General features: G+C 59.2%; 12 protein-coding genes. 2 read left to right on the top strand and 10 right to left on the bottom strand.

Features of this window, described 5'->3' with window-relative positions:
- Positions 1-200 precede the first annotated feature (200 nt).
- The 5 genes from IEW17_RS13030 to IEW17_RS13010 form a co-directional block, all read right to left on the bottom strand.
- On the bottom strand, positions 201-1,142 hold the full coding sequence (locus tag IEW17_RS13030; RefSeq protein ID WP_188562487.1) for a zinc-dependent peptidase: 942 nt from the start codon (positions 1,140-1,142) through the stop codon (positions 201-203).
- 36 nt (positions 1,143-1,178) lie between these two features.
- A complete protein-coding gene (locus tag IEW17_RS13025) occupies positions 1,179-2,426 on the bottom strand; it encodes a hypothetical protein (protein ID WP_188562486.1) in 1,248 nt (415 codons plus the stop codon).
- Between the two features lie 139 nt (positions 2,427-2,565).
- Positions 2,566-2,895 carry a low molecular weight protein tyrosine phosphatase family protein gene (locus IEW17_RS13020; RefSeq protein WP_188562485.1) on the bottom strand — a complete coding sequence of 110 codons (330 nt, stop codon included), beginning with the start codon at positions 2,893-2,895 and terminating at the stop codon, positions 2,566-2,568.
- Positions 2,896-2,977: 82 nt separating this feature from the next.
- Entirely contained in the window at positions 2,978-4,429 is a 1,452-nt protein-coding gene (locus IEW17_RS13015) for a DEAD/DEAH box helicase (protein ID WP_188562484.1), read from the bottom strand.
- 140 nt (positions 4,430-4,569) lie between these two features.
- A complete protein-coding gene (locus IEW17_RS13010; protein WP_188562483.1) occupies positions 4,570-5,523 on the bottom strand; it encodes a YihY/virulence factor BrkB family protein in 954 nt (317 codons plus the stop codon).
- A gap of 108 nt (positions 5,524-5,631) precedes the next feature.
- Between IEW17_RS13010 and IEW17_RS13005 the strand changes: the two genes are divergently transcribed.
- Entirely contained in the window at positions 5,632-6,156 is a 525-nt protein-coding gene (locus tag IEW17_RS13005) for a DUF2062 domain-containing protein (RefSeq protein WP_188562482.1), read from the top strand.
- A gap of 38 nt (positions 6,157-6,194) precedes the next feature.
- Here the strand turns inward: IEW17_RS13005 and IEW17_RS13000 are convergent, their stop codons facing one another.
- The 5 genes from IEW17_RS13000 to IEW17_RS12980 all read right to left on the bottom strand — a co-directional run bounded on the left by IEW17_RS13000 (position 6,195) and on the right by IEW17_RS12980 (position 12,144).
- A complete protein-coding gene (locus tag IEW17_RS13000) occupies positions 6,195-6,722 on the bottom strand; it encodes an NADPH-dependent FMN reductase (RefSeq protein ID WP_188562481.1) in 528 nt (175 codons plus the stop codon).
- A 144-nt stretch (positions 6,723-6,866) separates the two neighbouring features.
- Positions 6,867-8,102, bottom strand: a complete 1,236-nt coding sequence (locus IEW17_RS12995) for an MFS transporter (RefSeq protein ID WP_188562480.1) — start codon at positions 8,100-8,102, stop codon at positions 6,867-6,869.
- A 365-nt stretch (positions 8,103-8,467) separates the two neighbouring features.
- On the bottom strand, positions 8,468-9,223 hold the full coding sequence (locus tag IEW17_RS12990; RefSeq protein ID WP_188562536.1) for a succinate dehydrogenase/fumarate reductase iron-sulfur subunit: 756 nt from the start codon (positions 9,221-9,223) through the stop codon (positions 8,468-8,470).
- Between the two features lie 132 nt (positions 9,224-9,355).
- A complete protein-coding gene (locus IEW17_RS12985) occupies positions 9,356-11,290 on the bottom strand; it encodes a fumarate reductase/succinate dehydrogenase flavoprotein subunit (RefSeq protein ID WP_188562479.1) in 1,935 nt (644 codons plus the stop codon).
- A 95-nt stretch (positions 11,291-11,385) separates the two neighbouring features.
- Positions 11,386-12,144, bottom strand: coding sequence for a succinate dehydrogenase cytochrome b subunit (locus tag IEW17_RS12980; RefSeq protein WP_188562478.1), 759 nt, complete (start codon positions 12,142-12,144; stop codon positions 11,386-11,388).
- 285 nt (positions 12,145-12,429) lie between these two features.
- Between IEW17_RS12980 and IEW17_RS12975 the strand changes: the two genes are divergently transcribed.
- Positions 12,430-12,903, top strand: coding sequence for a hypothetical protein (locus IEW17_RS12975; RefSeq protein WP_188562477.1), 474 nt, complete (start codon positions 12,430-12,432; stop codon positions 12,901-12,903).
- Positions 12,904-12,944: the final 41 nt, after the last annotated feature.

Here is a 12,944-nt window from a genome sequence, read left to right as displayed (position 1 = left end):
GTAAATCAGATTGCGTCGTCTAAGTGACGCATAAGTAACCGGATAAAGAAGAACGTCATTCCGAGCTTGCCGAGGAATCTCGCTCGCGCCAGTGGGCGGCGCGGATGACTCCGGCAAGATTCCTCGGCAAGCTCGGAATGATGTTCTTTTTGGTTGACTACGGTTACTTGTGCGCGACTGCTTAAATAGGAGCGTACCGGTCAGGCAGCTTGGGTCAGGTCCAGGTGGCAGTCCTTGTATTTTTTGCCACTGCCGCAGGGGCAGACGTCATTGCGGCCAAATGTGCGGCGGCTGTGCAGGGTTTTTAACCACTCACGCGGGTCCACCGCAAAGCGCAGGAATTGCTTTTGCGGGTTTTGGTGGTAAGCGCGGGTGAGTAGGTCATAGAGTTCGGGGTGCTGTTCCTGCAGCTTCTCGGGCTTCTCGAAGAAATACTCCGTGACGACCGCGAAGAATTCGGCCTCGTTGGTGCCGGCGTAGGGGTTGATTTCCGACCGACCCTCCCGAATGGCAGCTATTTCGCGCTGCATCACGGCGGCCCAGGGCTGAAGCAATTCGGGCGGCAGGGCGGCTTTGGGCAGGCCGTCAATCGCACCGTCGGCCTCGTCGAGCAAGTGCGCAAATTCGTGGATGCCCACGTTCTGGCGGTCCATTGCATCCTGAAAGCCCTGTTCAAGCGAGGTTTTGGACAGGCGCATGTAGTGCTGGTTCTGGAAACCCTGCACCGAGCCGAGTAAGGTGCCTTGCAGGGGCTTCACTTCCCGGCTGGGGTCGTCGGGGAGCATCCAGGCATCGGGCACGATGAGTACCTCCGCCAGATTGCGGTACTCCCAGGCAGGAAATCCAAATACCGGAATCAGTGCCGAGGCGGCTACCAGTAGGCGCGTGGCATCGTCCACCTCCGTCTGTACCCCGGTGATGCGCGTGCTGGCCAGAAAAACCTTCACCTGTTGCTCAAAACGAACTTTCTCAGGTTCGGTCAAGGTCAGATAAAAGGCCACTCGCTCGTTTAGTAGTTGCTGCCAAGCCGCTGGAAATTTCTGGGCCAGCGCGACGGTGCGGCGGCGCGAATCGGCCGTAACGTAGCGGTAAAAAGCATAAAGTATGGCCGCTAGTACAGCCAGGGAAATCAGATAGACCATGAGCCGGTTAAACGGTCCTCAATAGTAGAAGTTGGCTCAGGGCTTGGCTGGGGCGCTCAACTTTGCAACGTCCGGGTTGCGGCCCAAGCGGTAGCTGGCGGTAAGGCGCATACTCCACGCCGAGCCCATCATGCTGTTCCTGGCAGGGTCGGGTAAATCGTGGATGTCGTAACACCGTTGTCCGTCCAAGGTTAGCGTCAGGTACCGGGCACGCCACCCAACGGTGAGGGCAGGTAGCAAAGTTTGTGGAGCAAACCACAAGTCATTCGCTGTAAAACCGGCTGGGGCCGGCAGAATAACGGTAGGGCTGCTGTTGCTGCCAGTGGTAACGGTAGAGAACTGCGGACGGAATACTTTGCCTAACTCGTAGCTCAGGCCCAAGACCAATTGCTGGTTGTGGCGTAGCGGGGCGTACTTGCGAACGCCAATGCGCGCCGCACCCAGCCAAGCCGCGTAGTCTGTGTAGGTAAAACTGTAGGAAATATATGCTGACCCCGGACCGCTGTACATGGCGATGCTGTATAGCATTTGACGACCCTGAAAGCGGCTGGCAGTCAGTTCACCGTATATCGAAGTAGTGCGACCGGGTAGGAATATTTCGGCGAACAAACCACCCATCGGGTGCAGTTGGCTATCGAGAAATTCGTACTCGTCCAAATTAAGTGTTGACGCTACGTGGTTGTAGCGCCCGCCCGCCACGAGGCCGCCTTGTACCGATAGCCGGCGGCGCGGTGCCGCCTGAACGAGCCACGAACGACCTGGCTGTTTGGCAGCGCTACAACCTTGGTTATACACTTGTACCACTCGCGTAAGGCCTGCCAGCGTAAACGGCAGGGTTTTGGCTGCCTCAGCAGCGGCCGGACAGTCGCCGAAATAAACGCTTAGTTGTCCTAAGTAGTTGTTGGCATCAAATACAATCATGGCCCCGTTAGCGGACTCGTGCAGATACTGACGGGCGCTCAGGTCGAGCCAGTCGCGCGAGCTACGTCGCAGCAGGTAATGCACGGTGCCCGGGGTAGCGACCCGCAATAGCGAGGCTTCCCCACTCACGATAACCTCGGCCAAGACCGAGTCAGGGCGTACGGCTGGGACATACCCGCGCGACAAGTAATCGAACCGAGTTTCCGCCGCGTAATCGATGAGTAGGGCCTCATAGCGGAAATACCGTCCCCCGATGAAGCTCACCGCCCGCAGCTGGCGGGGCTGGAACAGCTGACTGGGACTGTCGGGCGTACTCCGGTAGCGAATAAACGCGGGTGGCTCCGTCCAGAAGACCTTTTTCAATTTCGCCGCGCAGCGTGTCGCCATTGCTGCGCACCAGCAGGCCAGGCTCGAAAGTCTGGGCGCGGGTTTGTAAAGAACCAAACAGCGAAGCTGTGAGTAGAAGCAGTAACGGTTTTAGCATAAGGGTAGCATAATGCGACTACGAAAGTAGTGGCAAATGCTCCTTCAGCTTCAGTTGCAGCAGGGCAATCAATGTGCTGTCGCCAAACGGGTACTTATCCGGAATGCGCAAGATGACCATCGACTTATCGTGCAGCTCCTCCGCGAATTTTTCGCGAAGGCGGTCGGCGTGGCGGCGCTCCATCACAAATATGATTTCGGCCCAGCCCAAGTGCCCGGCCGTGACGCGCACCCGCGCGCCCGGCTCCGTACCAGCCGAGCGCGCTTCGTAATGCGGATGGTCGTCGAAAAGCCGCTCAGCGGTGAGACTGCGCCACTTATTCTGGCTGCAGACAAAAAGGATTCTCAAGTAGTCGGGAATGAATAAAAGAACGTCATGCTCATCTGGCGTCCGCGCAGTCGAAGCATGATGTTTACTCTTGCCCGTTTTTCTAACGAATCAGGGCCACCTTCACCTTTTTGCCTTTCACCTTGGCACCCTGCATGCGCGCTAGTATTTCTTCGGCCTGGGCCTCGGGCACGGCCACGAAGCTGTGGTGGTCGAATACCTCAATGCGGCCCACGGCCTCGCGCTCCATGCCGCCTACACTCACGAAAGCCCCGGCGAGGTCGCCACGGCTGATTTTCTCGCTCTTGCCAGCCGATACGTGCAGTGTGACAGTGCTGGGGCGCGGGGGCTTAGGCAGGGCATCGGGCAACGATGGTGGACGCAGGCCGGCCCATTGCACGGTGCTGGCGGCGGGCCAGTTCTTCAGTTTCTCCTGCTCGTAGGGCGTCACGATGAGGTGGGCGGTGCCCACGGCGCCGGCACGGGCCGTGCGGCCGGCGCGGTGCTGGAAGGTATCGGTTTCGTGGGGCGGGTCGAATTGTACCACGGTGTCGAGCTCATTCACGTCGAGGCCGCGCGCGGCTACGTCGGTAGCAACCAGCACGGTGGCTGAGCCGTTGCGCAGCTTCATCATGCTCTTATCGCGTTCAGGCTGCAGCATTTTGCCGTGCAGGGCCTCGGCGGCCAGGCCCCGGCCGCGCAGGAAGCGCGTGAGCTCTTCCACCCGGTCGCGGGTGTTGGCGAATACCAGCGAGCGGCCGGCGGTGGGCTGGGTGATGAGGTGAAACAGCGCGGCGGGTTTCTGGTCGGCGGCGCTCACTACGTGGCCGCGCAGCACCAGGCTCTCGGGCAGCGTGGTGGCGTTGGAACCGCCCACGTTCATCACGCGGGGCCGGGTGAGGTACTCACGCACCAGGTTCAGCACCTTGTCCGGCATGGTAGCCGAGAACAGCAGCGTCTGGCGGCGTAGCGGCAGGCGGCTGATGATGGTGGCCATTTCTTCCTGAAAACCCAGCTCCAGTAGTTTATCAGCTTCATCAAGAACCAGCACTTTCAGGCGGTTCGGCACAATGGTGCGGCGCTCCAGGTGGTCGAGCATACGGCCGGGAGTAGCCACTACTACGTGGGGCATCTGCTGCATGCCTTTCACTTCTTCGCGCATGGCGTGGCCGCCGTAGTAGCCGGCTATGCGCAGGTTGGGCATGTGCTTGCCGAGGCTGCGCAGGGCGTCGCGCACCTGCATCACCAGCTCGCGGGCAGGCACCAGCACCAAGGCCTGCATGGTGGCCGAAGTGGGGTCGACCTGCTGAAGTAAGGCCAGGCCGTAGGCAGCGGTTTTGCCCGAACCGGTGGGGGCCTGCCCGGCCACGTCCTGTCCTTCGAGGGCGGGGGCCAGCACCAACTGCTGCACGGGCGTGGGCTGGGTGAACTTCAGTTCGGCCACGCCCGCCAGCAGGGCAGGGGAAAGGGCGAAATCAGCGAATTGCAGGTCGGGCTTGGGAGCGGGGGCGGCTTGCGGCGTGGTGCCGGCAGCGGAAGTATCAGGAGTTTGCACGGTGCAAAGGTACGTTGAGTGGGGAACGTCTGTCATCCTGAGCGCAGCGAAGGACCTAATCAGGCTTGCTTTGTCTGGATTATTGCAAATTATTCGACCCCACTAAGGTCCTTCGCTGCGCTCAGGATGACGGATACTCACTATTGTTGTACCGATTCTTCTTCCTCCACGTTCACCAACCGATACCGCACCGCCATTTTCTTGGGTCGGATGTCCAGCCCGATTCGGTGGGCATACGCCTTGGTGAACGCCGCGCCGAAGTAGAATATCATGGCGCAATAGAATACGAACAACAGCACCAGCACCAAACTGGAGGCCGGGCCATACACCGGCCCCAGGTTGCGAGCTACCAGTAACTGGCCCAGCACCACTTCACCCAGGCTGATGAGCAGGGCCGTGAGCGCCGCGCCGCGCGTGACGGCCCGCCACGGTACTTTGGCCAGGCTCAGGGTGCGAAACGTGACGCCGAACCAAGCCGCCAGAATCAGCCAGGCCACGATGGCATTCAGGCCGCGCACCACGAAGTAGCCGAATGTGGAGTCGAAGTCCCGGATGCTTTCGGCAAATAGGTTCAGCGCCGCATCGGCACCAAAGGCCAGCAGCGACAGGCCAGCCGTTGCCAACAGGATGCCGACCGAGCGGGTGCGCTCGCGCACGGCCTGCGAGAACTGCCCCGTGCCGCGCTTCGGCCGAATCTGCCACAATTGATTCAGCGAGTGCTGAATGATGGTGAACAGCGTGGTGGCCACGAACACCAGAAAGGCGAAACCGGCCCACGTCACCAGCCGGCTGCGCATGGGGTCGGCCACGTTCATCACAATCTGCGATACCAGCCCCGCCGCGGAGGCCCCCACCAGGTTGCTGATTTTGCCCAGCAGCATCACCCGCACTATCGACGACGGGTAGAGCGAGCTGAGCAGCTGAATGAGAATGATGAGAATGGGCGGCAGCGCAAACGAAGTAAAGAACGCCGTGGCCGCGCCCAGGCGGAGCGGGTCGTTGGCTCCCAGCTCACGGGCGGCGCGGTGCAGCAAAATCGGCAGTTCGCGCCACCAAGGGCCGGGCAGCTCGACGGGCGGGGTTACTTTTGTCATCGAAAACGGAACGGGCAGCGGCTGAATCGGCCAATGTTCGGCCAACGTGGTACCCGGCGAAGATACGGGCCATGTTTGGGGTCCGGGTTTTTACCGCTCCAATCGCTCATGCCGCAACCATCTGATTTTTCTGCCGTGCCGCCGCCACCCGAGGGCTGGTTTCGCCGCCGGGTGATGGCACCCCTGACGGGGCTGCTGCGCCAGGGGCTGTCGCCCGAGCAGCTGGCCCTCACCGTGGCGGTGGGGGCCGGGGTGGGCCTGGTGCCGCTGCTGGGAGCCATTACCACGCTGGCCACGCTGGCGGCCCTGCGCCTGCGCCTGAACGTGGCCGCCATGCAGCTGGTGAGCCACATGATGACTCCTTTTCAGCTGCTGCTCATAGTACCGCTGCTGCGCCAGGGAGCGCGCCTGCTGGGCAATGCCCAGGAAAAAGAGCTGACCCTGACCCAGATGCGCCAGCTCTTTGCCCACGACTGGCGTGCCGCCCTGCACCTGCTCTGGCGGGCCGAGCTGGGGGCCCTGGCCCTGTGGCTTTTGGGTGGCACTCCACTGGTGGTAGTGCTTTATTTCGTGCTCAAGCCGTTGTTTCGGCACATGGCCGCCCGCAGGGCCCGGCGCAGTGGCGTGGTGTAGCGCGAACTCCGCGAGTCCGCGCATGAAGCGGGCAATCGCTAAAAAGCGAGCAGCGCAGTGGCCTGTTCGCGTAGCAGCTGCCGGGAAAGGTCGTGGTTCAACGAGTCTTCGGGGTTCAAATCCTGCCCGATGAAGGGCAGGCGCACGCGCTGGGGCAGCACGGCCGTACCCAGGTACATCAGGATATCGGAAAGGTGCGTCATGGCTAGTAAGCCGCCCTGCCCGCCGTTGCTGATGCCCACCAGCGCCGCTTTTTTGCCCCAGATACCACCGGGGTAAGGCAGGCCATCGATAAACGCTTTCAGCACGCCGGGGAACGAGCCATTGTACTCGGAGGCGATAATTACCAGTTTATTGCCCAGGTCCAGCATGGCGGCCAGGCGGTTGAACTCCGCGTTCGTACCCACTTGGGCATACAGGGCGGTGCTGGTAAAATCGGCGGGTAGTTCGGCCAAGTCCAGTATCTGGTGCGCGGCTCCTAATTCTGTTAGAACGGTGCTGTAATAGTTGGCAATGCGGCGGGCGCGGGAGTTGGGGCGGTTGGTACCGGCAAGTATGGTTATCAAAACAGAATGGTCTATCAACGTAAAACTGATGCTCTAACCTGCCAGCCGGGCCATTGGTTACGACACCGTAGTAAGGTTACCGTTTGTGCCGGTGCGCCAGCCAGTTTTGGGCAGGGAAATCAGGGGTATTATGGCTGCGCTACCTCAAGTGGATTGCAAGCCCTGCGCGGGCTCCCGGCGGGCCGCCAGCCCGGCCACCGCCGCCAGGCATAAGGCAAACCACGCCCACGGCAGCCGCAAATCGAGCACCGACAGCCCGCCGAATACCAGCGTGGTAGCCACGCTGGCCAGGGATTGAAACGCCTGATTCAAGCCGAAAATCTCGCCCCGGTCGGCCTCGGTGGTGTGGCGGGCCAGCCGCCCTTCCAGCAAGCCCTGGATGAGCGAGAATGTGCAGCAGTCGAGCGTAACCAGCACGTAGAGCGCGACTTTTGAGGTACCCATCAGGCCGTAGCTGGCCAGCACGGGCGCACCCAGCGCCGCCAGCCACACAATGGCCCGCCGTTGGTTGATGCGGTCGGCAAAGTAGGTGTAGAACACGTAGTTCAGGCCGATGCTCAGCGTGCCGAAGTACATGAAAAAGTAAGAAATGCCGCGTGCATCCAGGTGCAGCGGCCCCAAGCTGGCAAACGGCACAAAGTAGAAATAATAGCCCGTACTGAGCGTGAGGGCCACCTGCGTGAGCACAATACGCCGGATGCCGGGGTTGCTGGCGTTTTTGGTGCGCAGCCGGGCCCATAGCGTGAGTGGGTTAATGCTGCGGGCCAGCTCGGCACGCAGCTCGGCCCCGCGCACGCCATTGTGCTGGGCCAGGGTTTCGGGCAGCCAGGCACTCAGCAGCACATTCAGGGCAGCTAGCGCCACGGCGAGCCGCACCACATAAGTCGCCTGCTGGGCAGGTGGCACTTGCAGCACCGTGAGCAGCACTCCCGCCGCCATTGGTCCCAGCACGAAGCCCAGCGAGATAATAGCGCCCTCAATACCCTGGTTGCGAAAAAGCCGCTCGGGCGGCGAAATATCGGTAATGGCCGAGCGCACCGTGGCGTACATGCCATTGGTTAATCCATCGGACACCCGGTTCACAAAATAGAGCCCGGTCCGCACCGGTAGCAGCAGCAGGTTGGCCAGCAGCGTGCCCACCGCCGACAGGATGAAAATGGGCCGCCGCCCGTAGCCGTCACTCAGCCGCCCCAGCAGCGGGGCCGAAAACAGCTGTACCCCCAGAAACAGCCCCGTGCCCACCGAAAGCCACAATTGCGGCTGCCGCAGCCCTCGCACAAACTCCGGCAGCACCGGCCCCACGGCCGCGCCGGCCACCACATCAACCAGGATAATGGCGTAAAGCAGCGTCAGGCGACGGTCGGGGGGAAGGGGAAGCACACGGCAAAGTAACGGCGGTGCAGCAAGTAGCCCGGCCTTAATCAAACAATTCTCCTCACGAGCCGTCCTGTAGAACTCCCGCGCCACCAGCGAGCGAGCCACGCTTCATTTTAAGTAGTAGACTTGTTCCTCAATAAGGAACCAAGGGTTTTCCAAGCAGTATTTTGCGCCGGAAACGATGGCTGCCCAAAGAGCTCAAGAGTACTGGCTTGGCCAAATAACAAAAACCGTTCAGTTGTCGAAATCTGCTAAAACTTTCAACCATTTCGTATCCGGGAACAAGTCCCGCACTCTATCCACAAATAAACAGAGAGCCCCGGCAGTAGCTACTGCCGGGGCTCTCTTTGTCGTCAGTTTCGATTGACCTACGCCAGGTTGTTCGATGTAGCCTTAGCGGCCAGGAACTCGCGGTTCAGGATGGCAATGTTCTCCAGCGAAATGCCCACCGGGCACTCTGCCGCGCACGAACCGATGTTGGTGCAGGCACCAAAACCTTCCTTGTCCATCTGGGCCACCATATTTTCGACGCGGGTTTTACGCTCCACATTGCCTTGGGGCAATAGCGCGAGCTGCGAAACCTTAGCCGATACAAATAGCATAGCCGACGCATTCTTACAAGCCGCCACGCAGGCACCGCAGCCAATGCAAGTAGCCGCCTCAAAAGCGCGGTCCGAAATTTCCTTGGGAATCGGAATCTCGTTGCCATCGGGTGCGCCGCCGGTGTTCACGCTCACGTAGCCACCGGCCTGGATGATGCGGTCAAACGCCGAGCGGTCCACGCTCAGGTCCTTGTTCACGGGGAACGAAGACGCGCGCCAGGGCTCGATGGTGATGGTGTCGCCATCCGAGAACTTGCGCATGTGCAGCTGGCAAGTGGTAGTGCCCTTCTCGGGGCCGTGGCTGCGGCCGTTGATGAATAGAGCGCACGAGCCACAGATGCCTTCACGGCAGTCGTGGTCAAACGCCACCGGGTCCTGATTGGTGTGCAGCAGGTCTTCGTTCAGCACGTCGAGCATTTCCAGGAACGACATATCGGGCGAAATATCCTTCACATGGTACTCCACAATTTTCCCTTTTGCCTGGCGGTTGGGCTGCCGCCATACGTTCAGGGTCAGGTTCATTGGTTTAGCGTTGGGGTTGGAGCCGGCCATATTTTTTAAATTAATAATTAAAAATTGAGAATTAAAAATTGAGCGTATCAGCAAATGGTACTACCCATTCTTAATTTTTAATTCTCAATTTTTAATTCACTTCTATTTGTAGCTGCGTTGGGTCAGCTTCACGTTTTCAAACGTAAGTTCTTCTTTGTTGAGTTTCTCAGGTTGGTTTTCACCCTGGTACTCCCAGGCTGCCACGTAGGCGTAATTCTCGTCGTCGCGCAAGGCCTCGCCCTCGGGGGTCTGGTACTCTTCGCGGAAGTGACCGCCGCAGCTTTCGTTGCGGTTCAAGGCGTCGTCTACCATCAGTTCGCCCAATTCGATGAAGTCGGCCACGCGGCCGGCTTTTTCCAGCGCCTGGTTCATCTCCTCACCGGTACCCACCACCTTCACGTCGCTCCAGAAGGCCTTCTTGATTTTCTGAATCTCGGCTTTGGCGTAGAGCAAGCCTTTTTCGGTGCGGGCCATGCCGCAGTACTCCCACATGATGAGGCCCAGGGCCTTGTGGAATTCATCGGGCGTGCGGTTGCCCTTGATGGCCAGCAGGGTTTCGGTACGTGCCTGCACGCCGGCTTTGGCTTCGGCAAAAGCCGGGTGGTCAACGCTCACGGGCGTGGGCGGCGTCTGAGCCAGGTAATCGCCGATGGTGTAGGGGATTACGAAGTAGCCATCAGCCAAGCCCTGCATCAGGGCCGAAGCACCGAGGCGGTTGGCCCCGTGGTCCGAGAAGTTGCATTCGCCGGTGGCGTAGAGGCCGGGCACGCTGGTTTGCAGGTTGTAGTCAACCCACAGGCCGCCCATGGTGTAGTGCACCGCCGGGTAAATGCGCATCGGCAGCTTGTACGGGTTTTCGTCGGTGATTTTCTCGTACATGGCAAACAGGTTGCCGTATTTCTGGCTCACCGCCTCAGCACCCGTGCGCTTGATGATGTCGGCGAAATCGAGGTACACGGCCAGGCCGGTGCTGCCCACGCCGCGTCCTTCGTCGCACATCAGCTTGGCGTTGCGCGAGGCCACGTCACGTGGCACCAGGTTACCAAATGCCGGGTACTTGCGCTCCAGGAAATAGTCGCGGTCGTCTTCTTGGATATCAGTAGCCGTGATTTCGCCCTTGCGCAGGCGCTCGGCTATTTCCTTGGTGGCAGGCACCCATACGCGGCCGTCATTGCGGAGCGACTCCGACATCAGTGTCAGCTTCGACTGGTAGTCGCCGCTCACCGGGATGCAAGTGGGGTGAATCTGGGTGAAGCAAGGGTTGGCGAAATAAGCACCCTTTTTGTGAGCGCGCCAGGCGGCAGTCACGTTGCAGTACATGGCGTTGGTGCTCAGATAGAACACGTTGCCGTAGCCACCAGTGGCCAGCACTACCGCGTGGGCGGCGTGGTTCTCAATCTCACCGGTGATGATGTTGCGCGTCACAATGCCGCGGGCTTTGCCGTCAACCACCACCACGTCGAGCATTTCTGAGCGGGTGTACATCTTCACTTTGCCGTAGGCAATCTGACGACTCAGGGCCGAGTAGGCCCCCAGTAGCAGCTGCTGCCCGGTCTGACCGCGAGCGTAGAACGTGCGGCTTACCTGCGCACCCCCGAAGGAGCGGTTGGCCAGCAGCCCACCGTATTCACGGGCAAAAGGCACGCCCTGGGCCACGCACTGGTCAATGATGTTGACCGATACCTGGGCCAAGCGGTACACGTTGGCTTCGCGGGCCCGATAGTCACCACCCTTGATGGTGTCATAGAACAGGCGGAACACGGAGTCACCGTCATTCTGGTAGTTCTTGGCCGCGTTGATGCCACCTTGCGCGGCGATGGAATGCGCGCGGCGGGGTGAGTCGTGGTAAGTGAAAGCCTTTACGTTGTAGCCCAACTCGGCCAGCGAAGCAGCAGCCGAGGCCCCGGCCAGGCCCGTGCCGACCACAATCACGTCGTACTTCCGCTTGTTGGCGGGGTTCACGAGCTTAACGTTAAACTTGTGCTTGTCCCACTTTTCGGCGAGGGGGCCTTCGGGTAATTTGGAATCCAACAGCATAAAGTGACGGAGTGATGGAATGATTGAACGATGGGGTAACAACCAAACGCAACAGGTGTTAGCGCAATTCGGCGGTTTTATCGCTCCAAATTAATTTAAAATGCCGATGCCACGGCGTGCATGATGGGTGCGGCAATGGCAGCTTTGAGGTCGCCTTGCTCGTTGGTGAACAAGTAAAAATACAGCGGCATGGATGCGAATGCAGCCGAAACGACCACTGCGAATGCATAACCCACGTACTTGATGAGGGGCGTGTACTTGCGGTGGTTCAGGCCCAGGGTCTGGAAACCCGAGCGGAAACCGTGCCACAGGTGGTAGCCAAGGCTGATTTGGGCCGCTACGTAGAGCAGCACGTACCACCAAACGTGGAAGGAGTCGACCACTGCCAAGTACAAATTATCCAGGTCGCGGGATTCGAGGTCGTTGCCGCCCACTTTGGGCAAGCCGCCGAAGCGGGCACGCCAGAAGAAATTGTAGAGGTGTACAATCAGAAAAATCAGGATGATGCTGCCCAGAATGCCCATGTTGCGGGATGTCCACTCGCTATTTTGCTCCGAATGGTTCGAAACATAGCCCTGTGTGCCACGCGCCGCCCGATTGCGGCGGGAAAGGGCAAAGGCCTCGTAAATATGGAAGCCAAAACCCAATACCAAACCCCACTCAATGGTGCGGATGATGGGGTTGGTACCCATGAAATGCGAATAGGTATTGAAGGCTAACCCTTCGTCATGCTTGAACAGCTGCAGGTTGCCGACAAGATGTACCACCAGAAACGTGCACAGAAACAAGCCCGTAAGGGACATGATAATCTTCCGGCCGATGCTGCTGGTTAAAGTTTTTGTTATCCAACTCATAAAGTAGCCAAACTTAGGAAGTGAAGAGGTATGTTTAAGTGCTCAAAGATAGGCCTCACCCGCTAACCGAACAACGAATGGGTCCGATTCTTGCGCGTAGAGTGATGCGCTAAAAAACATTGCACAACGTGGTGAATCTATCCGCGGCCGACACCATTTACACGCACTGGCGTATCAGTTGTGTAAACCCGACTTCGCCATCAAATGTTAAGTTAGCACCGCTGGCTTTCATTTGCTTTTGGCAACCAAGTAGCTTCTTCTTTTCGTTGTTTACCACGTCTGAATATGATACAAATCTTTCCACTTCGGGTTAGGGCCCTGGCGCGGGTTGCGCTGCTGGCTACGGTGCTACTGGCGGCTATCGGCTTGCGGCCTGATGCGGCTTGGGCCACGCACATCCGCGCCGGCGACATCCAGGCCAAGGCAGATACTACGTTGCCAATTGCCAATCGTAACCCACGCCGGGTGTTCTTCAAAATGGTGCTCTACACCGACAATAGTTCGACGGTAGATGAGGCCAAAGTGGCCATTTTTTTCGGTGATGGCAGTTCCAGCTGCGCCCTTGGCATTGCCCGCACCACCAAGCGCAATATTCCGGGCAACACCGATACCAGTGTTAATATCTATTATTTTGAACACCTTTACCCTTCCACGGGTAGTTTCCTGGTTAGCTATATCGGCGAGAACCGCAATGCGGGCGTGCTGAATATGAGTAACTCGGCGGGCCAAACGTTTTACATGAACTGTGTTAAAAATTAAGGGGTGAGGGTGAGTTTTGAGCTAAAATCAGCTTGATAGGG

Origin of the sequence: Hymenobacter frigidus (genome assembly GCF_014640435.1) — a bacterium.
In the GTDB taxonomy this organism is placed as follows: Bacteria; Bacteroidota; Bacteroidia; order Cytophagales; family Hymenobacteraceae; genus Hymenobacter; species Hymenobacter frigidus.
The sequence above is the reverse complement of the archived record's forward strand: the minus strand, read 5'-3'. Positions and strand labels throughout refer to the sequence as shown.

What these genes read in the sequence shown, in the direction of transcription:
- IEW17_RS13030 (WP_188562487.1), bottom strand. Translation starts at nt 1,142, where the DNA reads ATGGTCTATCTGATTTCCCTGGCTGTACTAGCGGCCATACTTTATGCT.
- IEW17_RS13010 (WP_188562483.1), bottom strand. Translation starts at nt 5,523, where the DNA reads ATGACAAAAGTAACCCCGCCCGTCGAGCTGCCCGGCCCTTGGTGGCGC.
- IEW17_RS13005 (WP_188562482.1), top strand. Translation starts at nt 5,632, where the DNA reads ATGCCGCAACCATCTGATTTTTCTGCCGTGCCGCCGCCACCCGAGGGC.
- IEW17_RS12990 (WP_188562536.1), bottom strand. Translation starts at nt 9,223, where the DNA reads ATGAACCTGACCCTGAACGTATGGCGGCAGCCCAACCGCCAGGCAAAA.
- IEW17_RS12985 (WP_188562479.1), bottom strand. Translation starts at nt 11,290, where the DNA reads ATGCTGTTGGATTCCAAATTACCCGAAGGCCCCCTCGCCGAAAAGTGG.
- IEW17_RS12980 (WP_188562478.1), bottom strand. Translation starts at nt 12,144, where the DNA reads ATGAGTTGGATAACAAAAACTTTAACCAGCAGCATCGGCCGGAAGATT.
- IEW17_RS12975 (WP_188562477.1), top strand. Translation starts at nt 12,430, where the DNA reads ATGATACAAATCTTTCCACTTCGGGTTAGGGCCCTGGCGCGGGTTGCG.